This is a genomic window from Agreia sp. PsM10 (assembly GCF_030433855.1).
GTDB lineage: Bacteria > Actinomycetota > Actinomycetes > Actinomycetales > Microbacteriaceae > Agreia.
On the sequence record NZ_JARUXC010000006.1, the window covers coordinates 256,157 to 280,231 of the forward strand.

Genomic DNA, 24,075 nt, shown 5'->3' on the forward strand with positions numbered 1-24,075 from the left:
CGGAAGGCACTCGGATGTCGATGAGCCACAATGCCGCGGTACTTGTAGGGAATGGGCTTTCAATAGCCTTCAATCCAGGTCTCAATCTACAAACCATCACTAAAGAAGTGATGCGACGAATTGAAGCGGCTGACGGCAATGACGTAATCGCTGCCATGAAAGAGATAGCCGAGCGCGCGCTTCCCGATGGCGTGACGAGCGCCGACGACTTCGAACAGCTTGTAGGCGCGTTCGGTTCCGAATCACGAACACTCAGCACTTTAGAGACTCTCGCGTCCCTAACCACCCCAAAGGATAAAAAGCTCCTGAAGGCGATCCGCAAAGTCGCTTCGTTTGCCGAGAAGGTTCGCGATAACGGCATATCTCATGTGCTGGAGGTCATCTGCGAACGCTCGCGCGCCTACGTGGACGATGCCGCGAATCTTCACGACCTCGTGTCTGCCATCGCTACGAGCTTCAACGGAAAGGTCGTTTTCGGGAACCTGAACTACGACACTCTTCTGCTCGCGGCCATGCTTCACGTCTTTAAGTCGAGCGAACTCGCTGATCTTGCGGATGGCCGCCGCACGGTGCGCGTCACTGTCAACGATTGGGAGCCGCGGGATGTTCAAGCTCTTCGCCGCGACGCATCTGACTTTCCATCCTCACGCCGCATCCGCCTATTGCATCTCCATGGCTCTCTCACTTACTGGGTGAACAGAGACCACTCGATCCATGCGAAACTCCCGAAGGAGCTTCTGGATGACCGCGATCAATGGGAAGCAGTGCGAAAGGGAACGACCGATGTGCGTCCGGCAGTTGTGCTGGCGAACCCGCGGGACAAAGCCCAGCACGTGGGGGAATATCCGTTTAGCCTCGCCTACGAAATGTTTAGCCTCGGCCTAGAAAGCGCTGATCATTGGCTTATTATCGGGTACTCATTCAAGGACGCGCCCGTCAACAAGATGTTGAGTGACGTATTCCTTGATTGTGAGGAGAATCCGACGGTCCTGGTCGTCACCTACGGCGAGTCGCCCACACGATTAGAAGTGGAGAGGGCCTTTGGGTGGGGCGCGGACGATGGAGATTCCAAGGATTGGCTCACGATCAACCGGCGAGGAGCCAATGGTGTTCAGGACACGAAGCACTGGCAGCGATTCATATCATAAGGAGAAGTTGCCGACCCGCAACAAGCCCTACGCGCTCGTCATCCAGCTCGGGGAAGCGTGTTGTGCGAAGGAGAGATGCGTGTCCAGTCGTCGTCGGCGGTGGCACTCAACACTTCACTGGCGGTCACTGGATCGAGTCTGCGCGCCAATCCCGTCAGAAGCGCATCGTCTCGTGTCATCTCGACCCCTAATGCCTAGATCGCAAGCCAGCAAGTCTTCAAGGTGTGTGATCCGTACACCGATCGCTTCTGTCGAACCGGCCGGAATCTCATTTCCTCGTTCGATCTGGTCGATGTGCTCCTCTGGAATGTCATCGGTGATCGGAATAAAGTCGGGAGCCTGCTCAAGAATCCAACGAACAAGTCATTGCCCAAGAAGCGTGGCCAGACCACGAATCTCGACCGGTCGATCACCCGCTGACCGCCCGATCCGATACAGTGGCCGCAACTTCAAGGGGGCAGCGATGAGCGATGCTGACGAACAGCACAGCAGCGAAGCGGGTTCGCAGGCGGGCAGCGGAGATGCGCCGTCCCCGGACGGATGGCAAGTTTTGGCGAAGGAGCAGGCCGCTCGCTGGATGAGCATGGACCCTGAAGAGGTGGCGCGGCTCGCTTTGGGCCAGCCGCAGCTCGTTCACTATCTAAAGCTCGGCATGGAGGTCTTCGACGCGGTGACCGCGGACGAGCGCTCCGACAATAAGCACCTCTTCGATCAGTACTTGTTGATGAATGACAAACTCATCAAAGGCTTGCTAAAGCGCCTGGAAGCAGAAAACGTAAGTGTCGAGGAACGCGCTCAGATATACGCGCTTCTCCGCGAAACTCGTGAAGCATCCGGTGACAAGGCATCAGAGTTTGTAAAGGTGAACGAACGAGTGAGCAACAAGAGGATGTTGGCCACGGGGCTCTTCATCATGGTGGGCATTGGCGTCGGCGTGTATTTCGCGCGGGGACAGGTGAACCCAATTACTTTGACTAGGTGATGCTTGGTCAGCTGCCGTAAGACTTGCGTGGATGAGAGGACTCTCGCACTGCCGTCAGCGACTGATTAGCTGGTCCCGGGCCATTTCACCCCGAGCTCCCTTGTCGATAGGCAGCACTTGTTCAGTCCGGAATGCCTTCGAGTCCCTGCCCGAATACTCGCATCGCACCCTCGTGGAGCAGCCAGTTGGAGAGTGTCTGTCGGCGTTCGATCAGCCCGCGAATATCTTCGAGCGTAATCGCATAGATGAGCCCGATGTTCTTGGTCTGCGCTTGCTTGAGACGAGTCACTGCAGTCCCGTAGAAGCCACTCGCGGAAACGAAGACGCCGATTCGCACGCTCGACTTCCGATCATCGATCTTTGACTCGAACACTCGAATCTCGGCGACACCGACGGGCTTCGACCAGTTCTTGCATTCGACGAACCAGTACGGGCTATGTTGTGCCAACCAGAACGCATCGGGGAGATTGCTGCGTAGAACCAGGTCAACCTCTTCTTCGTCCGTGCGAAAGTTCTTCTCCGCTACCGTGAGGTCGTGGCCTTCAGTGTTGAACAAAGCCTCGACGAGGCGTTCCAGCGCGTCCCCACGCTGCTTGTTCGTGCTTGTTGATCGATCCGCGTTCAGAGATTCAAGGTGATCTAGGGCCGCTATAGCCTGCCCGAACCAGTATTGGGAACCCATACGCCCCTCGAAGTCAGCAAGTACTCCAAAGAGGACACCGAGATTGCGAGCGTAGTCGGCGACCGCTCCGCCTGTGCCCGTCCACCAACTGTCAACAAAGGCTTCCGCGGAAGGCCGGTTGTCTATCTCAAAATCGTCCATGCCTTCCGTGAGTGCATAACTGACGGGTATGTCGGCGGGTAGGTGGGTCAGGAAGACTGTCATGAGGATAGGCCAGGCAACGAGCCGAGCTTCACGGAAGAGAGCGCCCAATGTTTCGACAGCCCGCGCGGGCGGGAGTGGGGGAATGCTAGCTTTCCGAGCTGCATCGATTACCTGCGAGATGTGATCGGTGGACCGTTCGGGCATGTCCCCCCAGAGAAACTCGTGTAGGAAGAGAGGCTCCTCAACCGCTCCATCTAGCCACGAGGCCGCCAACAGCTGTCCGAGAGCCGCGAGGTCGCCTTCAGGTGTTGCTTCACTCTCTTCAGCGACACGTTTCTCTGCGTGACGCCTGGCGTTCTGGAGCTCCGCCTCGTCGCCTCCCCGGTACTCTTCAGCCATGTACATTCCGGTGAGGAAACCGCCGGATGCCCATCCGCTGCGCACCGCGCCGTAGGCTGCGACGCAAGCGCTCCACCCGAAGCCCTGGGCCTCAAGCACGGCCAGCGCACCTGCCGCGGTGGTCGCGAAATCGACACTCTCGGGGCGTTCTTCCTCATCTCCACCGTCGATGACGGCATCCGAGGAATCGAACACGAACCTGGGTAGATCACCTGCCTGCTTGCGGTAGTCGATCAGCGTACGGTCACCGACCTCGAAGTACGTGTCAAACCCCATATTGGGATGCTAGCGGCGACTGATCAATTCCCAGACCTCGACTGGATACCGATTGGCGTCGATCCAGACACCAAGACCCTCTTCGAGGCGAACGAGAAGGACGTCAAGCCTCAGCTACTCATCCAGTTGAGCGGCTTGTACGAGCCGCCGTCGGAGTGCACCAGGATCGACCCGTCGCTCTTGAGCATGAGGAGTCGGGTGGCCAGAGGCAGGTGCGCCGAGAGGCGGCCTGCGTAGTCGACGGAACAGTTCGCAATGACGAGACGCACCGTGCGAGTTTACTCGGCCCCGCGCGAAGCGGGTTAGCCGGCGAGCTCGTCGAGCAGCGCCGACAGCGCCCTGTCGTGACGCTCCGTGGCGGCGAACACGCCGTCGGTCACGTGTTCCGCCACCCAGGCGATCTCGACATTCGTGCTCAGGCACCTCATGCCGAGGTTCACCATCACCGGCTGCAGGGCCACGACGGCGCGGGTGCCGCCCGACAGGCCGCCGTAGCTGACGATGCCCACCGGTTTGTTTCGCCATTCGGCATGCAGGTAGTCGATGGCGTTCTTCAGCGGCGCCGAGAAGCTGTGGTTGTACTCCGGCATCACGAAGATCACCGCGTCGGCCGCGGCCACCCGAGCACTCCATCGCTTCGCCGGCTCGCCGATGTAGCGTCCCAGCTTCGGATGATGCGGCTCGTCGTGCAGGGGAAGCTGCAACTCCCGCAGATCGACGAGATCGACGTCGAACGCCCCGGCATCCGGATGCGGCGCATGCGCGCCGGCCGCCGCGACCACCCAGTCGCCGATGGCGCGGCCCACTCGCGTCTCGCGGATGCTCGCCACGAGCACGAGAAGCCTCACAGCGTCACGTCTGCCCGCTCCGACTCCTTCTGATGGGTCGAGGCGTCCTTGTAGTCGGTGTAGGTGTAGGGGTTGTCGAGCATCTTGGCCTCGGGGGCGTCGGGGTTCATGCCCTGCGTCCAGGCGGGCTCGCCGAGTTCGCTCTGCAGGTAGTCGACGGTCGACTCGATCTCCTTCTTGACCGAGGCGAGGTCGTCGCCCAGCAGTTCGCCGTCGTACTTGGCGATCGCGCCGTCGACCATCACTGTGTGCACGTCGCCGCGCCCGGCCTGCAGTGCGATGTGCCCGTTCGGATTGAGGATCGGGTACATGGTGGGCGAGTGATCGTTCTTGATGAGAACGATGTCGGCGCGCTTGCCGACCTCGAGCGAACCCACGAGGTTCTGCATGCCGAGGCTCGCCGCCCCGCCCCTCGTGGCCCACTCGACGACGTGCTCGGCGCGCAGGTGCGAGTGGGTGACGGTGTCGCCGTGCTCGTGCGCCTTGATGTGCTCCCACCCGCGATCCGCGCCGAGGGTCGAGCGCATGGCCGAGAACAGGTCGCTCGAGAACCAGACGCTGGTATCGACCGACAGAGACACAGGGATGCCGTGCTGACGCAGGATCCACGACGGCGGGTAGCCCTGGCCGCAGCTCAGCTCGCTCTCCGTCGACAGAGAGACGGATCCGCCCGTGGCGGCTATGCGCTGGTAGGAGTCGTCGCTGAGCGTGGCCGCGTGCACGTAGACCGTCTCGGGCGCCATGAATCCGTTCTCGTGCATGAGCCGGATGCCATCGTCGTTGGTCGCGCCCCAGACTCCGGCGTGGGTGGTGACCGGCAGCCCGAGCTCGCGGGCCGCCTCGAATGCGGCGCGCTCGGGGAACGCGGGGTCGCCGGTGACGTCGAATGCCAGCTGGAACCTCAGGTCGTCGGCGCCCGTGTTGTTCTTTGCGAGGAACGCGAGAACGTCGGGGTCTGCGGTCCACTCCCAGGGGCCGGCGAAGATGTTGCCGTAGGCCAGGACGAACCGCCCGGTCGATGAGCGCAGGGCATCGAGGGCCGCCTCGCCGTGGTCGATGGTGCGGAGCCCGTGCGACCAGTCGACGGTCGTCGTGACGCCCGCGTCGATCGCGTCGAGCGCCGACAGGCGGTTGCCCGCGTGCACGTCTTCGGGGCGGAAGCTCTTGCCGTGCTCGAGGTAGTACCAGACGAAGTACTGCGTGAGGGTCCAGTCGGCGCCGTAGCCGCGCATGGCGGTCTGCCACATGTGTCGATGGGTGTCGATCATGCCGGGCATCAGGATGCCGTCGGTCGCGTCGATCTCGAAGGTGCCGTCGGGCACGGCCAGGTGCTGGCCGATGGCCGCGATGCTGGTGCCGATCACGAGCACGTCGGAGTTCGTCAGGACCCGTCGCTGGTCATCGACGGTCACGACGGTTCCGTTGCGGAAGACGATCGGACGGTCGTCGTCGGGCGGTTCGGGGGTGTTCGGGTTCTGCGACATGATTCGACTCCTTCGGCGATGTCTGGTGGGGGTGGTGCGGGTGAAGCGGGGTGCTGCTTGCGGTGGTGCTGGATGGCTCAGAGCGCGACGGTCGGGTAGTCCTTGCCGAGCCAGTGGGCGAGTTTGACGGCGTACTCCCGCTGGAACGCCAGCGGACCGGACTTCGTCTCGTAGTCGTCGTTGTAGAGGGCGATGAAGATCGTGAGGGTGAGAAAGAAGTGGGCGCCGAGTTCGAAGAGACGTGTGTAGTCGTGCTCGACGAGCGCGCGGCGCTCCTCGTCGGTGAACGAGAGCCAACTGGTCTTCTCGACCCGGTTCCCCGTGCCCAGCCAGGGGCCGTACTCGGTCTCCCATCGCTCGACCAGGCCATCCGGATCGGCCTTGTACGCGGCCAGCAGCTCGGGGTCGCGATCGACCTGGTAGAGGAACTTGTTCACGTAGTACTTGCTCATCGCGGATCGCCTCCGGGGTACCAGGTCATGTACATCTCGCGGGTGTGGAAGAGGTCGAGCTCGTCGACGTAGGAGGCGGGAATCGCGCCCGCGATGCCCATCATGAGGATGAGGTCCATGAATCCGTGGGTGGCGTTGCCGGCCCCGGACATGGACTCGTGCGTGACGTTCTCGAGGATCGCGTCGATATCGCCTGAGGCCAGCCAGTCGATCGCCTTGCGGTCGAAGATGGGGTCGGGGCCCGTCTCGCCGAACTGGCGCGGACCTCCGAGCTCGAGCGACAGGTGCCCGCTGCCGACGGCGGCGATGCGCAGGTCTGAGGGGTACTCGTCGATGATGCTGCGGATGGCCCGGCCCAGCTGCCAGAACCGCTTCGGGCTGGGCAGGGGCGGGGCGAAGATGTTGGTGTAGATGGGCACGACGGGCAGATCGGCGTCGGGCCTGGTCGTGATGATCGGGCAGATGATGGAGTGGTCGAGCTTCAGTTCGTGGCTGACGGAGAAGTCGAATCCGCGGTCGAGCAGACCCTGCAGCATAAAGCCCGAGAGCTCTTCGTGGCCGTCGAGCACATAGGGCGGGATGCCGAACTCGCGCTCCTCGTTGTAGAAGATCGCGTCGTAGGTGGGCTGCTTGCCGATGAGGAACGCGGGGTAGTTGTCGGAGAAGAACTGGTGGAAGTGGTCTGCCCCGACCATCACGAGGATGTCGGGCTTCGCGGCGGTCAGCGTCTCTCGGTAGGCCTCGACCTTGCGCTTCCACTCGTCGGCCTGGGGCATGCGGCTTTCGGGCGGCGCCGTGGTGGCCTTCAGATAGAAGGGGTGGTGTGTGGTCGCCAGAACGGCGCTCAGTTCTGCCATCGTCAGGCTCCTTCGCCGGATGTGTCTGTTTCTGCAGAAGGGTCGGGGGTGGGCGGCACGTAGACCGCGTTGCGGTCGACCGAGTAGTAGACGTCGGGCCCGATCGGGCTCACCTGCTCTTCCCTGATGTGGCCGAGCAGCCCGGCCGTGCGGGCGAGCAGGGCGAAGCCGCGCAGCATCGTGACCGGCAGCCCGAGGTCGGCAAGGGCCGCGCCCGCGACTCCCGCGCCGTTCAGGGGGAGGTTCTTGCCGAGCACCTCGTGCTGCACCCGGCCGATGGCCGCGAACAGCCGCAGGTGCGGGCCGAGGGTGCCTTCCTCCTCGGCGATGCGCATGATGACGGGGGTTCGTGGGTCGCCGTCTTTATGCACCGGATGCCCGAGGCCGGGAATGCGACGCTTCTCGGATTTCGCAGCATGCAGGGCCGTGCGCGCCACCTCGTCCCAGTCGGCGTCATCGAAGGCCGTCGTGTCGGCATCGAGGGACTGCACGATCGCGTCGAGGTAGAGGCCCGTGTCTTCGGTGACCCCGAGAAAGCGTGAGCCGCCGCCGAGCAGGCCGGCCGCGACCGCTCCCTGAAGCGAGTCCGGGGCGCTGTAGTAGGTGAGCCGCGCGGCGATTGCGGTCGGTGTGAAGCCGTGGTCGGCAAGCGACACGAGCACCGCCTCGAACACCCGGCCCTCGGCCGCCGTCGGTCGCCTCTTGGCGACGAGCCAGAACGCCAGCTCGCCGAAGGTGACCTTGCCGAGAAGATCGGCGCTCAGATCCTGCCCCAGCAGCGAGATGCTCGAGAGGTCGCTCGTTCCGATTCCGGTGGGGTAGTCGGTCATGATCTGAGCCAGTCCTTGATCTCGGTGTCGTCGGCGCCCAGCGCGGGCGGCGCGCTGCGGTAGGCAGGAGGGGTGAGCGAGAAGTCGATGGGGTTCCTGATCATGGGCACGGCACTCTCGCCCTCGCCTACGAGCACCACGGGCTCGAGGCCGAGGCTCTCGGCGAGGGCCACGCCCCCGTCGATGGTGTTGATCGGCCCGCAGGCGACGCCGGCCTGTGTCAGTCTCTCGAACCACTCGGACACGGTTGCGGTCGCGAGTGCCTCCAGCAGCAGGGGGCGCAGCTGCTCCCGGTTGCGGTTGCGCAGTTCGGTCTTCGCGAAGCGGGGATCGTCGGCCAGGTGCGGGAGCCCCAGGGCGGTGGCGAGCTTCACGAACTGGGCGTCGTTCGCGGCGACGATCACGATCTCGCCGTCGCTGGCCGCCAGGGGCTCGTAGGGGAACAGGCTCGGATGCGCGTTGCCCATGCGGAACGGCACCTGGCCGCCGGCGACGAACGTCGAGCTGTGGTTGGCCATCGCCGAGAGCGCCGTCGACAGCAGGTTCACCTCGACGTGCTGTCCCCGGCCTGTTCTGTTGCGGTGGTTCAGGGCGGCGAGGATGCCGATCGTGGCCTGCATCCCGGTCATGATGTCGAAGACCGAGACGCCGCTGCGGTAGGCGGGTCCGTCGGGTTCTCCGGTAAGGCTCATCAACCCGGATGCGGCCTGCACGATCAGGTCGTAGCCGGGCAGCGCCGCCCCGGCCTGTGAACCGAACCCACTGATCGACGCGTAGATGACGGCGGGGTTCAGAGCCGCGACGGAGTCGTAGTCGAGCCCGAACTTGGTCAGGCCTCCGGGCCGGAAGTTCTCGATCACGATGTCGGCTCGCGCGGCGAGTTCGTGAGCGAGTGCCCGGTCGCCCTCGTCGCCGAAGTCGAGCACGACGTCGCGCTTGTTTCGGTTGATGCCGAGGAAGTAGGTGGAGACGCCGTCGCGTTCGGGCGGTGCCCAGTCGCGGGTCTCGTCGCCCTTGGGGCTCTCCACCTTGATCACGTCTGCGCCCAGGTCGGCCATGAGCTGCGTGGAGTACGGGCCGGCGAGCACGCGCGAGAAGTCGGCCACAACGAGGCCGGCGAGAGGGCCTGATCGCGGGGCGGAACTGGGGTCTGGAGTCGTCATCGTCACCATATCTGAACTGCGGACAAATGTCCGCGATGCGGACACGAGCCAAGTATGCGCCTCCAGGAGGCGACCGTCAATGCTTCAGTTCGTGACCCGGGGCGTATTGCTGAACCCATTGTGGATGTTGGTCCCTACTTCGCCCCTATCCTCCACTCGCTCGCCAGTGGGATCGGACACGGCTCCCGCTTACCCGTATAGCGAATGTAGAAAATATCTATAAATGCCGCCAAAAAGCACTATTACAATTTAGGAGGCAACACGCTTTGAAATTATTGCTCAAATAAATTAGTCTGGCGCGCGGGGGCTTCGTTGCCATGCACCAGGTTTCGAAGCAGCGGCGAGATCCTGTCCTGATTATTGAGTTTTTGTCGGCTCGCGTAATTAATAAGACGGACACGTGTCTTCCCAGGTAACGAGCTCTTGCTCACATAGCGCCGGCGACCCTGCCGCCTGCACAACGCAACTGGAGGCATCGATGACATCGTTGTTAAATTCTGTCGAGAATTCACATGGAAAACGTCGTGCACGAGCGAAACAGGTCGGGATGGCGGGCGCGTTCGCGGCCAGCCTCATAGGTTTATCGCTGATGGGAGCAGGGCCTGCCATAGCCGCACCGCAGCCCATCCTCCCGGATGTCGCCGCTGGGCAGACACCGGTTCAGATTGGAGGCTCCCCGAACTGGGTCGGTTACCAGGTCATCGACAGCGCCGGACTTCCGGAGGAAACGACAGGCAACCCTTGGCCGCTCGTCGATTCCTTCTACACGCTGCCCAAGACAGGGCCGACAACACTCATCATGCAGCCCCGCCAGCCCGACGTCGCTACCGGCTACCAGGTCCCACCGGCAAATCTCGGACCGGTAAGCGTCACCGTGACGCCTGACGGAGGCAATGCGACGCTCGATGCCAACCTTCGATTCGACCAGACTGTTGACGGAGCCATGGAGAACGGTCGGTTCCCGGCACCCAGCGTGAATCTGCTCAGCGACGGCGACTTCGAGAGTTTCCGCCGAGGTGGATGGACGCTGAACTATGACTTCACCAGCCTGCCCGGAGGGTCTCTGCCAGCGGGAAGCTTGTTCAAAACTCTCGACGTCGACGTCTGTGGCACACCGAATGAGGGCGTGTCCATGACAAGCAGTGCCAGCGGTGAATGGCTCAACTTTGACCTCGTCTACCAGAACCCCAACAGGGCGAGCAATGTTGCGGCTCCGATCACAACGTTCGACCCGGACACGTCGACATACGCTCAGGCCCCGAACTGTGGCGACATCAACATGTCCAGCTTCTTCTCCACCACACAGGACCTGACCAATCTCACGGTGCACCTCCAGAACGCGAGCGGTGCAGGGTGGGTGTATTTCACCCTGTACAGCCCGTCCGAGCTTCTTCCCACGTTCTCGATTGTGAAGGACGACGAGACTGATACGGCGTACCCGGGTCAAGAGCTGACCTACAACCTCGACGTCACCAACACCTCGGCATCCGGTTCCATCGACGTTCCCGTCTCGGACGCATTGCCTGAATCGCTCGAGTTCGTGTCAGCCTCAGATGAAGGTGCCTTCGACGAAGCAAGCAACTCTGTTCTGTGGACGATTCCGTCGCTCGCTGCGGGCGAGGTCAGAACCTTGCAGGTGACTGTGCGCGTGGCTGCGGATGCCGTAGTCGGAAGTGTCATCGAAAATACAGCGAATGTCACGGCACCGACCTGTGCCGAGGAATGTGTTTCCACGGACACTGACACGGTCGTGACGAAGCCCGTCGTGCCCCCAACGCAGCCGGGCGGAGTTGCACACGCGGCACCCGGAGCGCCCACGCCATCCTTGGCAGCAACGGGAACAACCACCTTGGGTTCCGGAATCGCGTTTGCGGTCCTTGCGTTCCTGTTCGGCGGGTTCCTCGTCTACCGGCGTATCGCCACAAGGGCTTAGGCGCTTAGAGCCAACGTACTGGTACACAAATGCCGCGTCCCGCCATAAGGCTGTGACGCGGCATTTGTGATTATTCTGCATGCATCAGTGCGACGCGAGTTGTTGATTGCACATAGTAATTTAAAACATGGGGCCTCGCACCAGTATCAGGAGGTTTTATGTCCAGTCAGTTCTTTCTCGTTGTCGAGGCCAACCTGTCAGTCAGCTCATGGGGCGCGAAGATCTCTACCACTGAGCCGACTGACGAGTTGTCCGCCTTAGCCCTGCTAGAACGTGTCGTCCGTGGCGAGGCGCCTGAGGTTTACGTACCCTACAAAAAGGGTGTGACCGTTCGCGTAAACGAACGGTCATACCTGGATCTTTCGATGTCACGGGCCACGCCGGCCCGTGAGACCCGTATCACCGTTGCGGAAGTGGTTATCGACCGCTCATACTGATGTGCCTCTGCCCAGATGGGACTGGATCGGAGGTGTCGTACTTTCCGGTCACGGGTCGGACCCGCGCACGGAGATCTGTGGCTGGTTCCGCTGGCGAGCCGATGGAGGGTGGCGGGCGAGTTTGTCTCACCTCACCTCATCGCGATGCCACGCCGGTACTTGAACTTGTTGAAGCACCGTTCGACGGCGTCATGACCGCGGTCCTGAAGTCGCTTTGACAACACGTCTCAGCTCGGATAGCCGATCACGGGTCGACGATCTCGCTGAACGGTCGGGCCTCGAGCCGAGCCCAGTCGGCCGAGATGTGAGCGGCTGTCTCCAGAAGGTGGCTGAGGTGGCGGTCCACAAGTTCGGAGGTCGCCGTCTCGGCGGCGTGCACGGTGACGTTGACCGCGGCTCGTACTGTTCCCGATCCGTCGCGCACGGGGGCGGCGATGGAGCGCACCCCTGGAGCGAGCTCCTCGTCGGCGAGTGCCCAGCCGCACTCGCGCACTCGGGCGAGTTCGCGGTCGAGGTCGGCGCGGTCTCGGTGGGCGATCACCACCCGCGACAGGCTGGGCTGGTCTAGCGCGAGTTCCAGCGCATCCGGGGCCAGCCAAGCCAGCAGCACCTTGCCCTGGGAGGTGACCACGGCGGGAAACCGTGTGCCGATCTCGACGCGCAGCGCGATGATCTTCGGCACTGCGACCCTGGCCGTGTAGATGATGTCGCTGCCACTCAGTTGGGCCATCGACGACGACTCGCCGGTGAGGTGCACGAGGGCCTCGAGATGAGGCCTCGCAACCTGCCAGAGGCCCTGCGAACTGACGAACGCGTAGCCCAGGTCGAGCACGCGCGGAGTGAGTTCGAACATCGACGCGTCCTGGCGCACGTAGCCGAGCTCGATCAGGGTGGCGAGCAGTCTGTGCGCCGTCGGCCGCGCGAGGGTGGTCTCGGCGGCGATCTCGGCCAGCGACATGCGGGTGCGGCCGTCGGAGAACGCTCCGATGATGTCGAAGCCGCGCGCGAGGGCTTCGACGAAGTTCGCGGATTCGCTACGGCCTGCCATGGGGTCAGTATCCCCTATGCGACGCGCGTCACTTCGAATACGTGCGCTCGCGGGTCGCCGGAGAGGCGAAGAACGAGAGCACGAGCAACGCGAGGATCACGTAGAGGGCGTTCAGGATGCCGAAGTGCTCGCCGAGGAAGCCGAGCAGCGGCGGGCCCGCGAGGAACGCGGTGTAGCCCACGATCGCCACGGCGCTCACGCGAGCGGCCGAGTTCTTCTCGTCGTCGGCCGCCGCGCTCATGCCCACGGGGAAGCCGAGCGACGCGCCGATGCCCCAGAGGATCGCGCCGATGATGGTGACCCAGAGGTCGGTCGAGAGGATGAAGAGCAGCAGTCCGGCGACGCCGATGATGGCCGTGACTCGCAGCGTGGGGACTCGGCCGAAGCGGTCGAGCAGCGGCCCGCCCGCGACGCGGCCCACGGTCATCGCGGCGACGAAGATGCCGAAGACGATGGCGCCCGTGGTGTTCGACTGCTCGTGCCCGTCGACGGTCGCGATCGCGATCCAGTCGTTGGCGCTGCCCTCGGCGAAAGCCATTCCGAGCATGACGGCTCCGATGAGGAGCAGGCGGGCATCGGCCCACACGGCAAGGCTCGCCTTGAGGCGCTGGCCGAGCGGGATGCGCGGGGCCGAGCCTGCGGATTCGGCCTGGTCCGCGGCATCCAGATCGTGGGGGATGAAGCGCACGGCGCCGATCACGACGAGCACAAGTAGCACGGCGATGCCGACCAGGTGGGCGAACACCGGGATGGCGAGGGCCGACGCGAGAGCGCCGATGCCGGCGCCGAGAACGGTTCCGCCCGAGAACATGGCGTGCATCAGGGGCATGAGCGTCTTGCCGATGGCGCGCTCGGCTGCCGCGCCCTCGACGTTCATCATCACGTCGCACGCGCCGTTGCCGAAGCCGAAGAGCACGAGGCCGATGAAGGCGACGGTGACGGCGGGAACGAGGCCTCCGCCGATTCCGATGAGCACGAGGCCCGTGGCGACCAGCGAGATGCAGAACGTGATGCCGGCGCGCGGCCCGAAGCGGCGAAGGATGGCGGGGGAGACGATCAGGCCCACCACCGACCCGGCGGACATTCCGAAGATGAGCACGCCGACGTTGGCGGTGTTGAGTTCGAGTCCGTCGCGGATGGCCGGGAGGCGCGCCACCCACGTGGCGATGCTCACGCCGCTCAGGATGAAGACGATGAAGACCGCGTTGCGCCAGGCGATGAGGGTACGCGGGGGATGCACGGCGACGTCGCTCGTGGGTGTGGTCATGGGGTGTCCTGAATGCGTTGAAGAGCGGTATCGCGCGAAATCGAATCGATTCGACTACGCTACCAACATGACCGCGAGCGATCAACACACCCGCCGTCCCACTCTTGCAGACGTGGCCAAGGCCGCCGGAGTCTCCGTCTCGACCGCGTCGATCGCGTTCAGCGGGTCGGGCCCGGTGTCGGATGCGACGCGCGAGCGCGTGCTCGCCGCCGCGGCTTCGCTGGGCTACGACGGTCCAGACCCTCGGGCCCGTTCGCTGCGTCAGGGGCGCAGCGGCGTGATCGGCGTCGTTCTCGAGGGCAGCCTGCTGTATGCGTTCCGCGACCCCGTGACATCCATCACCCTCGACGGAGTCGCCACCGCGCTCGGCCCGCAGGGCGCCGGCCTGCTGCTGCTCACCGACTCGGGCGAGGGCGCCGCGACCATCGACACCGCGGCGGTCGACGCCGTGATCCTGCTCGGATGCTCGACCCGCGTCGACCACTCGATCGAGGTCTTCGGTCGCCGCGACATCCCCGTCGTGTCCGTCGAGGGCCCGTCACGCCCCGAGCTCGTTGAGGTGACCCTCGACAACCGCGCCGCCTCCGTCGTCGCCGCTCAGCACCTGCAGTCGCTGGGTCACACCCGCGTGGGCATCGCCACGCTGGCGACGGCCGACGGCCACGACGCCGGCCCCGTCACCGACGACACCCCGATCGCCGTGTCGGTGACCCGGGAGCGGCTGCTCGGCACCCGCGAGGTGTATCCGGATGCGCCGGCATGGTCGTCGGTGCACAACACGCCCGAAGACGGTCGGCGTGCGGCGCTCGAACTGCTCTCCGTCGACGCGGCGGAGCGCCCGACCGCCATCGTCGCCCAGGCCGACCTGCTCGCGATCGGAGTGATCCAGGCGATCGAGGAGCTCGGCCTCGTGGTCGGAGTCGACGTGAGCGTGATCGGTTTCGACGGAATCCGCATCGACGGCTTCGCGCACGATCTCACGACGATGGTGCAGCCCGCCAGCGAGAAGGGCCACGCTGCCGGGGCGGCGGTCACTGCGCTGCTCGCCGGAGACCGCCCCGACACCCCGATCGCGTTCACGTGCGAACTGCACGTCGGTTCGACGACGGGACCCGCTCCCACCGCCTGAGCCCCGACGTCGGACCACGGACTGGGATTCGTTCAACAGGATGAACTGACGACACTCCGTCTGGGAACGGACGACACACCGACGACGACTTCTTTCATCCTGTAATACGAAGAACCTCCCGAGACGTCCGACCTCGACTTCTCCTCCCGAATCCCCGAACTCGGTGGATTCTCCTCACGACGACGATCTCTGGTCCACCACCGAGTCGGCCAAGACGACGATCCTCGAATGACTGTGTCCCCTAGAGATCTCCGACTTGTTCAGGATTGTGTTCGCCGCAACGGGAACGTCGCGTCGAGGCACACGCTCCTCGAGGCAGGAGTGCATCCGGCCAGCATCGATGCGGCCCGCCGGTCGGAGCTTCTCGAGAGGCTCCGCCGAGGAATGTACGCGCTCCCTGAGGCCGACATCGACCAGCGTCGGGCCGTGATGGCCGGAGGACGTGTGGGCTGCGTGAGTGCCCTTCGGCGTGTCGGCGTGTGGGGCGGGCTCGATGCGGCGCTTCATATCCACGTTCCCTCGTCGGCGTCGCGCCTCCACCTCGACGAGGTCGCCACGCTCGGCCGGAGTCCCGAGACCCGTCGAACCGACAAGACCTTCTGGGCGGAGCCGGGTCGACCACGCGTGCATTGGCAGCGCGCACATGCCGCCAATACTCGAACAGCGCGATCGTGGGCCGACGACTGGCTGGTCGATCCGATGAGCGCTCTTCGTCAGGCTGCTCTCTGCCTCGACGACGAGCACGCGATCGCAGCCATCGACTCCGCATTGCGGAAGAAGGTCGTGCACACTCAACATCTCGAGTCTCTCTTCAGGTCTCTCCCGCGCCGGCTGCAGAGGCTGAGGATCGAGCTCGATCCCGCCGCCGATTCAGGTCCCGAGTCGATCGTTCGGGTGCGGATGCGACGGGCAGGCTTCCTTGTGGAGCCGCAGGTGCGCATTCCAGGCTCCAGTGACCTGGACCTGCTGATCAACGGGGTCGTCGGCCTCGATATCGACAGCCGCGCGTGGCATACGGAAGAGGAGCAGATCAGCTGGGACTACGGAAAGACTCTGCAGTCGTTCGCACTCGGTCGCCCGACTCTTCGGATTCTTCCTCGCCACATCTTCGACCTGTGGCCGTCGACTCTGGCCGCAATCAGTCGGGCGGTCTCGGACATGGAGGACCTGCACCGGCTTCGACGGATGAACCGGAATCGTTCAACAGGATGAATCGACGACACTCCGTCGGAGAAGGGACGACACACCGACGCTCCCTCCGTCCGTCCTGTAATACCGGTTCGCCGCAGGAGAGAGCAGCAGAGGTCAGCGGCTGTAGACCTTCACCCAGAGGTTCGTGTAGTGCCAGCGGTCGACCTCGGCGAAGCCCGCCCCCTCGATGGCGGCCTCGTTCACCTCGCGGTCGCGGCCGCTCGACACGAGGATCACCGTGTCGTGGCCCTCGAGCATCGTGGCGTCGACCGGTCTGGCCGTTTCCCACAGCCGATCGGTGACGCCGATCGGCTCGACGAGGGCCACGTCGTCGAGCGAGGTGAATGCCCACGGATAGGAATACTCGACCACGCGCGCCGTGGCTGCCGGGTGATAGGCGATGCTTCCGAACACGACGGCGGGCGAGGCGTCCGACGGCAATGACGAGGCCACCTCTGACACGCGCCATGCCGCCTGAGACCACGAGGCGTCCTGCTTCGCCTCCGCTCCGCGCTGCGCGACATACGACGGCTGCGTCAGCAGTGCGAGAACCAGCACGCCCGCGACCGCGGCCAGCGCGGTGTACGGAACCGATCGCATCCGGGGCCATCGCGCAGCGAAAGGCAGCCGCGCGGCGCGGCGGGTCAGGCGCCCGAGTCCCACGATGCCGCCGGCGATGGCGATCGCCAGCGCGGGAACGAGGAAGGTGAGGTAGCGCGGAGAGTACAGCGGGGTGATGAGCACCGACGTGAGTACCAGCACCACCGTGGGAACGACGAGCCACGGCAGCACCCACGCCATGAGGTCGCGCGCGGCCCGGGCCCGGGTCGTCGAGGCACGACGGGCGACGATGAAGGTGGCGATCCCGATGAGCACCACGAGCCAGGTGAAGATGGCGAACAGCGGGTTCATCGGCGCGAACTGGGTGATCAGAATGCCGGTGAGGGTGCGCTGGCTGATGGGATCGATCCACGCGACCTGGCCCGACTGCGACGCCACGATGAGCACGAACGGGATGCAGACGACGCCGAGCGGCACCACCGTGCGGCCGAAGGCGAACAGCTGACGCCGGCTCAGGGTGCCCGAGCTCGTGAGCACGATCACGGTGACCGCGTGGGCCACCACCAGGAGCGACAGATACACGAAGACGCCCACCGAGAAGAGCGCCACGCCCGCGTAGACGAGCCACGGCCAGACGGCCGACCAGCGCGAGCTCGAGCCCGCGGGTGTTCGCAGCGCGCGCATCAGCAGCAGTGTCAGAGCCGCGGCGAGCAGCGCGGTCAGCGCATACGAGCGCCCCTCGATGCCGGCCCAGGTGAACCGTGGGATCGTGATGAGCACGACGCCCGCGAGCAGGGCGAATCCGCGGGTTCCGAAGCGCGAGGCCAGCAGCATCGTGAGCGCCACCGTGCCGCCCGAGATGATGGCGCTCGGCAGCCGCAGGGTGAACGGCGAGTAGCCCACGAGGTCGAACCACAGGTGCATGAACGCGTAGTAGACGCCGTGCACGGCATCGACGGTGTGCAGCATCGCCCACAGCTCGGGCCAGGTGCGCGTGGCCGACACGATCGTGGCCGCCTCGTCGTACCAGATTGAGGGGGTCGCGCTGCCGGTGACCACGAACAGAGCCGCCGCCACGGCCAGAAGAGGAATCTCGATGCGCCGCTTCAGCAGCGCGGTGAGTGCGCCGGGCGTCACTCGCGCACCGCCGGCGGGCCATCTGGTTCGGCACGGGCTGTGGATGCGATGGGCCGGGTGCCGGATGCCCCGGCGCGGGCCCGCCGGCGCCGGTACAGCCACGCGCCGATCACCACGACGGCGGCAACCGCGAGGCCGATGCGCGTCACCGCCAGCGTGGGCATGGTCATGCGCCACGACAGGGCGAGCGGAACCGCGAACCACTCCCAGCGCTGGCTGAGCACGATGAACGGAATCACGAGCAGCGCGTACCAGGGGTAGCGCGGGCTCACGATGATGAGGATGCTGCCCACGAGCGCGAGCTGGGCGAGCCACGGCGCCGAGGCGTCCGACTTCCACCAGGCGAGGCCCGTCGCCACGGCGATGAGCGCGGCGGCCACGATGAGCGCGGCCGATCCGGGAAGCACGATCGACAGCAGGGCGAAGCGGCTCCCGTCGTCGTAGCCCTCCTCCGACAGGTAGCCGGGCAGGTAGCCGAGCACGCCGAATCCCGACATCACCACGTAGGGAACGTAGAGCAGCGCGAAGGTGGCGACCGAGACCGTGATCAGAGTGAGCGGCCGTTTCTTGAGCAGCGGCGGTGCGAGGATCACGGGGATGAGCTTGGTGGCGATGGCCGCGCCGAGCGCGATTCCGCCCCAGACACGGCGACCGGATGCCACGAGCAGGCTGGCCGCGAGGGCGAGCGCCACCCCGAGAACGTCGACGTGGGAGTTGGTGACCGCCTCGGTCGCGACGAGGGGGCACCACGCCCAGAGGGCCGCCCACCTCGGGTCCATGCCGCGACGACGCAGCGCGACCAGCAGCATCCATGTGACACCGAGCGAGATGACGAGCCCGCCCAGCTGGAACGGCCAGTACTCGACGCTCGGGTCGACGAGGGCGCGCACACCCGTGAAGTAGAGTTCGGCGAGCGGCGGGTAGATCGTGGGAACGTGCGGCCGGTTGATGGCCGTGCACAGCGGCTCGCCGCTCGGAACTGTGGTGGTCTCGTTGAGGCGGGTCGCGTCGCAGTCGGCGGGGAACAGCCAGTCGGGCCGCAGGTCTTCGAGGGCGTCGGATGCCGGGACGTGGTCGTAGGGCGAGATTCCCGCGGTGGCGACGATGCCGTCCCAGGCGTAGCGCGCCGAGTCGGTGCTCGTGTTCGGCGGGGCGAGCATCGCGGCTCCGCCGATGAGAACGGCGCCGGCGACGACGACGGACGTCACGTGCCGGGCGGGCACTTTTCTCAAGGCCAGGAACGCAAGGGCGAAGAGCAGCCAGGCCGCGGCGAGAAGCGCCAGCATCGCCGAACGATCGGTGCGGGAGAAGAGGTTCAGCTGCGTCGTCTCGAAGCCGATGGCAACGGCGACGGCCGCGGAGGCGACGAGCGCCAGAACTGTTCTCACTGATCGATCCTTGCATTGTTGGGCTGTGAAGGTTCGGGGGTGGCGGAACGAGGAATGGCCCGCCACGGGGGTGGCGGGCCATTCTGGTGGAGCGGTGTTACTTGGTGTTGACGGTGATCTTGGCGATTCCGACGAGGAGGCCGGCCTTGACGGCGTCGGTCTTGAACGTGTCGTTCAGCAGGCCAGCGGCGTCGGCGGAGATGTGCACCGTGGTGCCCTCGAGGATGGCGGTGTCGTTCGGGCCGGTCTGGAGGGGCTTGAGGGTTCCACCGTGCAGGTCGAAGAGCAGGGCCTGCTCGACGGCGACGGTTCCGTTGACGGCGACGTCACCGTAGAGCTTGGAGGTGCCGGGGTCGATGGTGAAGTTGGTCAGTTCGACGACGGTGTCGCCGGCGGTGAGGGAGAAGCCGGAGCCTTCGTGCTCGATGGTTCCCTGCACGTAGGGGCGGTAGGACTCGTTGGGGTCGTAGTAGTCGACGTTTCCGCCGGTGATGGGGAAGATGAGGGAGCCGTCGACGAGGGTCGCGGTTCCGACGGTGCCGGGGGTGAGGCCGAGGCTGGTGAGGGCGGCGGCGAAGTCGGCGTCGAGGAGGACGGCGGTGTCGACACCGGTGAGCTCGGGGATCGACGCGACCGGGGTCGGGGTGGTCTCGGCAGAGGACGACGGCGACGACGAGGTCGATCCGGAGTCCTCAGACGTCGTCGAGCAGGCGGCCATGGAGACGGCCAGGATTCCGGCCGTAGCGAGGCCGAGAGTGGCTTTCGTGAACTTGTTCATGATGATTTCCTCTTCTTTGCTGTCGTGTTTGGCAGGTGCCTATGATTCGGCACCCTCGCGAAGGTGGTTTGGTCTGGTCTCGAGTGCGCTGGTCGAGTAGGCCGTCCGCGGCCGTATCGAGACCACCGCGGTGCTGAGAGGATGGACGCGACGGAGGGCGAACACGATGGAACGAATCGATGTTGTGGAACTGAGCATCGTCGAGATGCGCGAGCTGCTCGAGAAGGGTGCGGTCACGAGCGTCGAGCTCGTCTGCGCCTACCTCAACCGCATCGCCTACTACGACCGCACGGGGCTCTGTCTGCACGCCATCGCCGTGCTCGACCCGAGCTGCCTGGAGCAGGCCGCCGAGTCCGACCGTCGTCGAAGCGCGGGCCTGGCCGGCCCGCTCGAGGGCATCCCGTTCACGGTCAAGGACAGCTACAAGGTGAAGGGCCTGACCGTCGCGTCCGGCAGCCCCGCCCTCGCCGAGCTTGTCGCGACCGACGACGCGGCATCCGTCGCCCAGCTGCGCGCGGCCGGAGCCGTGCTGCTGGGCAAGACGAACATGCCGCCCATGGCGGCCGGTGGAATCCAGCCCGGCGTCTACGACTACGCGCGAAGCCCGTACCACCCGCAGTTCCTCACGGCCGCCTACGGCTCGGGTTCGTCGGCCGGATCCGGCACCGCGACGGCGGCGAGCATGTGCGCCTTCGGCATGGCCGAGGAGACGGTGTCGTCGGGGCGTGCCCCCGCGTCGAACAACAGCCTGGTCGCCTACACGCCGTCGCGCGGGGTGCTGTCGATTCGAGGAAACTGGCCGCTGCGACCGAGCTGCGACGTCGTCGTGCCGCACACGCGCAGCGTCGCCGACCTGCTGCTGCTGCTCGACGTGCTGGCCGTCGACGACCCCGACGCCACGGGGGACTTCTGGCGGCAGCAGAGCGCGGTCGACCTCCCGGCGCCCGAGTCGGTGCTGCCGCATCCGGTGTCACGACCCCGACGGGAGCGGCTCGACGGCCTGCGCATCGGGGTGCCCCGGCTGTACATCGGCGAGGACCCCGTGCCCCTCGACCCGCCCGTGGTGCGGCCGAGCGTGCGTGCGCTGTGGGATCGAGCCGCTGCCGACCTGAAGGCCCTCGGCGCCGAGGTCGTGGCGGTCGACTTCCCCGTGGTGTCGAACTACGAGGAGGATCGGCCCGGGGCCGAGGGGCTCGCCGATCGAGGACTCGTGCCGGCGAACTGGCGCGCCCTCGAAGGCGGCCCGATCACGGCGATGGCGCTCGACGCGTTCCTGCGCGAGAACGACGACCCGACGCTGAACAGCTGGGCCGACGTCGACGGCGACACCGTGTTTCCCACTCGGGACGCGCCGGTGCCGGTGTGGATCACCCGTGCCCGCGGAGGCTTCGACTGGCAGCGCCTCGCCGAGCTGGTGAAGCAGGGCCTGCCCGCGAGCTACGACGAGGTGCCCGGACTCGATCACCTGTTGCGTGGGCTCGAGAGGGCGCGCAAGCAGGACTTCGAGGACTGGATGACCGAGCAGCAGCTCGATGTCGTGGTCTTTCCCGCGGCGGGCGACGTAGGCCGGGACGACCTGTTCACGAGGCCCGAGAGCCTCGAGGCGGCGTCTCGGAACGGCGTCGTCTACTCCAACGGCAACCGTGTCATCCGCCACCTCGGGATACCCACCGTGACCGTGCCCATGGGTTTCATGTCAGACATCCAGATGCCCGTCGGGCTGACCTTCGCCGGAGCCGCCTACAGCGACGACGCGCTGCTCGATTACGCGTCGGCGTACGAGCAGGCGACGCGCAGGCGTCAGGCCGCGTTCCTCACGCCGACCCTGCCGAGCAACCAGATCGACGCCGGTTCGGGCGCAGTGTCGGATGCCGTGGCCGGCGGCACCGCGGATGTGTCGGTCGAGGCGCGGGGCCGATCGTGGCAGGTGGAGGTTCGCGTGGGCGACGCCGAGGGCAGCGCGCGCGTGTGGGCCGACGGCCACATCCTGCGCCCCGTGCCGAGCATGCCGGGCGTCTATCGAGGTGCCGTGTCGCTGTCGCGGCCGCGTCTGACCAACGAGCTGCTGATCCTCACTCAGACCGGTCGGTCGAACGCGTCACTCGCTTTCGTTCCGCTGCCCGCGCGCGAGTCCTGACCCGGCGCGGGGGCTGCAATGCAGGAAAAACGGGGCCGTCGCGGCCGAAAACGGCGTTCGAGCCCGGTTTTTCCTGAGTTGGAGCGGCAGGGTTACTTGACCGGCGCGGTGCGGCGGCGGCGGGCGCGGCGCAGGTAGAGGGCGCAGGCCGCCGCGGTGAGCAGGGCGACCGCAGCCCAGAAGAGGGCGAGGTTCAGTCCGTAGTCGAGCGGAAGAATCGTAGGGTTCTTCGTGCCGATCGACTTCTTGTAGATCTCGGGCAGCACCAGCAGGCTCATGATCGCGCCCACGACCACGCCGCCCTGGATGATGGCCAGCACCCCGAACGGGATGCGGCGACCCGTGCGGCGCATCCAGACGTCGATGACCAGCAGCAGCGGCGACAGGATGCCGTCGTGCACGATGATCGCGGCGCCGATCCATACGATGACGCCGAGGATCTGGTCGGGACGCTCCTTCTGCACCAGGATCACCGCACCGGCGAAGAGGCCGGCCAGGCCGATCGCGATCAGGGCGATGCGTACGAGGTTCATGCGTGTGGGCTTCATGCCTCGACCTCCAGGCTGCTGAGCCACTTGGTCTGCAGCACGCCGGGCCTGCCCGGCGCGATCATGCGGGCGGGGTAGCCGTGGTCGATGTCGAGCGTCTCGCCGTTGACCTCGAGCGCCACGAGCGTCGACGCGTCGAAGGCGTACTCCGGGCCCATCTGGGTGACCCGGTATCCGCCCTTCTTCTCGAGGCTGGTGAGCTTGAGTCCCTGCGAGGTGTCGGCTCCGACCTGATCGAGCAGATCACGCAGGCGGACGCCCTTCCAGGTGGCCATCTGGCTCCAGCCCTCGACGCACGAGATGGGCAGGTCGACGGTGGTCTGCGGCAGGGCGAGCAGCTCGGACCGCGACATCGAGATCGTGCGCGATCCGTTGGCAATGGTCAGGCTCCAATCGGGCGCGACGGCCGTGTCGAGAACCTGCGCCGCTTTCGCCGTGCGGTTCACCGGAAGGCCGGCGGGACCCGTTCCCTTGACCCGCGGCGCGAAGATGTTGAACGGGCTGAGCGCAGCGAACGACTGGCCCGCCGTGAGCGCCACGACGGTCGCGGTCGAGACGCCGACGGCCGTCACGAAGCCGCGCCGGCTGACCGCGGGCTCGGCGGCGGGCGAGCCGTCGATCCAGCGGAAGAGGCGACCGGTGACGCCGCCGACCGGCGCGCCCACGGCATCCGGTGTCTCTTCGACGGACGCGTCGCCGCCACCCGGCGTCTCGCCGCGCAATTCACGAGTGCCCTCGGAATTGCGCGTCCAGAACCGGGTGATCATGGGCAGCTTCACCGCGATGTGGATGGCCAGGGACCCGATGACCACGAACGAGAGCGCCCAGTGCACCTGCCGGAACCCGAAGTTCCAGGGGTACCACTGGTAGGTATTGAGCAGTCCGATGGTGATCTGCACGAGCGAGGCGCCGACGAACAGCGCGATCGACGCGCGCTCGAGCAGGTGCAGCGGCCCCTTCACCGGGGGCGTCTGGAACAGCTGCGGGTAGATCGTGTAGAGCTTGCCGAGGATCAGGGGGAAGCAGGCGATTCCGGCGGTGATGTGGATGCCCTGGGTCACCTGATACAGCTGCGCGGGCACGGTGGAGAACCGCATCCACGGCTCGGGCTCCTGCAGGAAGTGGCTGTAGAGGCCGGTGCCGAAACAGAGCAGGAACGCGATCGCGAGGAGACGGCCGATGACGACGGCCATGCGCGGATTGCGCGGTGGCGCGGCGAGAGCCTGCTGCGTCAGTGCGAGAAGGCGTCTCACGCT

21 protein-coding genes and 1 pseudogene are annotated in these 24,075 nt (G+C 65.7%); 7 read left to right on the top strand and 15 right to left on the bottom strand.

Annotated elements, in window-relative coordinates; translation table 11 throughout:
• Positions 1–20: 20 nt before the first annotated feature.
• Both QCD70_RS10170 and QCD70_RS10175 read left to right on the top strand, forming a co-directional pair.
• Positions 21–1,148 carry an SIR2 family protein gene (locus QCD70_RS10170; protein WP_301215743.1) on the top strand — a complete coding sequence of 376 codons (1,128 nt, stop codon included), beginning with the start codon at positions 21–23 and terminating at the stop codon, positions 1,146–1,148.
• Positions 1,149–1,611: 463 nt separating this feature from the next.
• The gene (locus QCD70_RS10175) at positions 1,612–2,130 is read left to right on the top strand and encodes a hypothetical protein (protein WP_301215745.1); all 519 of its coding nucleotides are present in this window, start codon (positions 1,612–1,614) and stop codon (positions 2,128–2,130) included.
• A gap of 121 nt (positions 2,131–2,251) precedes the next feature.
• Here the strand turns inward: QCD70_RS10175 and QCD70_RS10180 are convergent, their stop codons facing one another.
• The 8 genes and pseudogenes from QCD70_RS10180 to QCD70_RS10215 form a co-directional block, all read right to left on the bottom strand.
• On the bottom strand, positions 2,252–3,631 hold the full coding sequence (locus QCD70_RS10180) for a restriction endonuclease (RefSeq protein ID WP_301215747.1): 1,380 nt from the start codon (positions 3,629–3,631) through the stop codon (positions 2,252–2,254).
• 116 nt (positions 3,632–3,747) lie between these two features.
• Positions 3,748–3,900 (bottom strand): annotated as a pseudogene (locus QCD70_RS10185) (endonuclease NucS); the annotation flags it as partial.
• A gap of 33 nt (positions 3,901–3,933) precedes the next feature.
• Positions 3,934–4,479, bottom strand: a complete 546-nt coding sequence (locus tag QCD70_RS10190) for an NADPH-dependent FMN reductase (RefSeq protein WP_301215749.1) — start codon at positions 4,477–4,479, stop codon at positions 3,934–3,936.
• Positions 4,476–5,963 carry an amidohydrolase family protein gene (locus tag QCD70_RS10195; RefSeq protein WP_301215751.1) on the bottom strand — a complete coding sequence of 496 codons (1,488 nt, stop codon included), beginning with the start codon at positions 5,961–5,963 and terminating at the stop codon, positions 4,476–4,478. The genes QCD70_RS10190 and QCD70_RS10195 overlap by 4 nt, the downstream gene beginning before the upstream one ends.
• 77 nt (positions 5,964–6,040) lie before the next feature.
• Entirely contained in the window at positions 6,041–6,415 is a 375-nt protein-coding gene (locus QCD70_RS10200; RefSeq protein WP_301215753.1) for a hypothetical protein, read from the bottom strand.
• Positions 6,412–7,272 carry a hypothetical protein gene (locus tag QCD70_RS10205; protein WP_301215755.1) on the bottom strand — a complete coding sequence of 287 codons (861 nt, stop codon included), beginning with the start codon at positions 7,270–7,272 and terminating at the stop codon, positions 6,412–6,414. Before QCD70_RS10205 ends, QCD70_RS10200 begins: the two co-directional genes overlap by 4 nt.
• A 2-nt stretch (positions 7,273–7,274) precedes the next feature.
• Positions 7,275–8,102 carry a citryl-CoA lyase gene (locus QCD70_RS10210; protein WP_301215758.1) on the bottom strand — a complete coding sequence of 276 codons (828 nt, stop codon included), beginning with the start codon at positions 8,100–8,102 and terminating at the stop codon, positions 7,275–7,277.
• Complete coding sequence (locus QCD70_RS10215; RefSeq protein ID WP_301215760.1) at positions 8,099–9,265, bottom strand: CaiB/BaiF CoA transferase family protein; 1,167 nt, start codon at positions 9,263–9,265, stop codon at positions 8,099–8,101. The genes QCD70_RS10210 and QCD70_RS10215 overlap by 4 nt, the downstream gene beginning before the upstream one ends.
• A gap of 547 nt (positions 9,266–9,812) precedes the next feature.
• On the opposite strand from QCD70_RS10215, the gene QCD70_RS10220 reads away from it, so the two are divergent.
• The gene (locus QCD70_RS10220) at positions 9,813–11,198 is read left to right on the top strand and encodes a DUF11 domain-containing protein (RefSeq protein ID WP_301215762.1); all 1,386 of its coding nucleotides are present in this window, start codon (positions 9,813–9,815) and stop codon (positions 11,196–11,198) included.
• Between the two features lie 158 nt (positions 11,199–11,356).
• Positions 11,357–11,635, top strand: a complete 279-nt coding sequence (locus QCD70_RS10225; protein ID WP_301215765.1) for a hypothetical protein — start codon at positions 11,357–11,359, stop codon at positions 11,633–11,635.
• A gap of 244 nt (positions 11,636–11,879) precedes the next feature.
• Here QCD70_RS10225 and QCD70_RS10230 read toward each other — a convergent pair whose 3' ends face one another.
• Together QCD70_RS10230 and QCD70_RS10235 are read right to left on the bottom strand one after the other, a co-directional pair.
• A complete protein-coding gene (locus QCD70_RS10230; protein WP_301215768.1) occupies positions 11,880–12,683 on the bottom strand; it encodes an IclR family transcriptional regulator domain-containing protein in 804 nt (267 codons plus the stop codon).
• Positions 12,684–12,711: 28 nt separating this feature from the next.
• Positions 12,712–13,950 (bottom strand): MFS transporter, encoded by a 1,239-nt coding sequence (locus QCD70_RS10235; RefSeq protein ID WP_301215771.1) that lies wholly within the window; start codon positions 13,948–13,950, stop codon positions 12,712–12,714.
• A gap of 67 nt (positions 13,951–14,017) precedes the next feature.
• On the opposite strand from QCD70_RS10235, the gene QCD70_RS10240 reads away from it, so the two are divergent.
• Complete coding sequence (locus tag QCD70_RS10240) at positions 14,018–15,079, top strand: LacI family DNA-binding transcriptional regulator (protein WP_301215774.1); 1,062 nt, start codon at positions 14,018–14,020, stop codon at positions 15,077–15,079.
• A 228-nt stretch (positions 15,080–15,307) separates the two neighbouring features.
• On the top strand, positions 15,308–16,291 hold the full coding sequence (locus tag QCD70_RS10245) for a type IV toxin-antitoxin system AbiEi family antitoxin domain-containing protein (RefSeq protein WP_301215776.1): 984 nt from the start codon (positions 15,308–15,310) through the stop codon (positions 16,289–16,291).
• 93 nt (positions 16,292–16,384) lie between these two features.
• On the opposite strand, the gene QCD70_RS10250 is transcribed toward QCD70_RS10245, so the two are convergent.
• From QCD70_RS10250 to QCD70_RS10260, 3 genes are all read right to left on the bottom strand, one after another.
• Positions 16,385–17,968, bottom strand: coding sequence for a glycosyltransferase family 39 protein (locus QCD70_RS10250; RefSeq protein WP_301215779.1), 1,584 nt, complete (start codon positions 17,966–17,968; stop codon positions 16,385–16,387).
• Entirely contained in the window at positions 17,965–19,356 is a 1,392-nt protein-coding gene (locus QCD70_RS10255) for a glycosyltransferase family 87 protein (RefSeq protein WP_301215781.1), read from the bottom strand. Before QCD70_RS10255 ends, QCD70_RS10250 begins: the two co-directional genes overlap by 4 nt.
• A 97-nt stretch (positions 19,357–19,453) precedes the next feature.
• On the bottom strand, positions 19,454–20,134 hold the full coding sequence (locus tag QCD70_RS10260) for a hypothetical protein (protein ID WP_301215784.1): 681 nt from the start codon (positions 20,132–20,134) through the stop codon (positions 19,454–19,456).
• Between the two features lie 166 nt (positions 20,135–20,300).
• Here QCD70_RS10260 and QCD70_RS10265 point away from each other — a divergent pair, with 166 nt between their 5' ends.
• A complete protein-coding gene (locus QCD70_RS10265) occupies positions 20,301–22,271 on the top strand; it encodes an amidase (RefSeq protein ID WP_301215787.1) in 1,971 nt (656 codons plus the stop codon).
• A 92-nt stretch (positions 22,272–22,363) separates the two neighbouring features.
• Here QCD70_RS10265 and QCD70_RS10270 read toward each other — a convergent pair whose 3' ends face one another.
• Both QCD70_RS10270 and QCD70_RS10275 read right to left on the bottom strand, forming a co-directional pair.
• Positions 22,364–22,819 carry a hypothetical protein gene (locus QCD70_RS10270; protein ID WP_301215789.1) on the bottom strand — a complete coding sequence of 152 codons (456 nt, stop codon included), beginning with the start codon at positions 22,817–22,819 and terminating at the stop codon, positions 22,364–22,366.
• Positions 22,816–24,072, bottom strand: coding sequence for a molybdopterin-dependent oxidoreductase (locus QCD70_RS10275; protein WP_301215792.1), 1,257 nt, complete (start codon positions 24,070–24,072; stop codon positions 22,816–22,818). The genes QCD70_RS10270 and QCD70_RS10275 overlap by 4 nt, the downstream gene beginning before the upstream one ends.
• Positions 24,073–24,075: the final 3 nt, after the last annotated feature.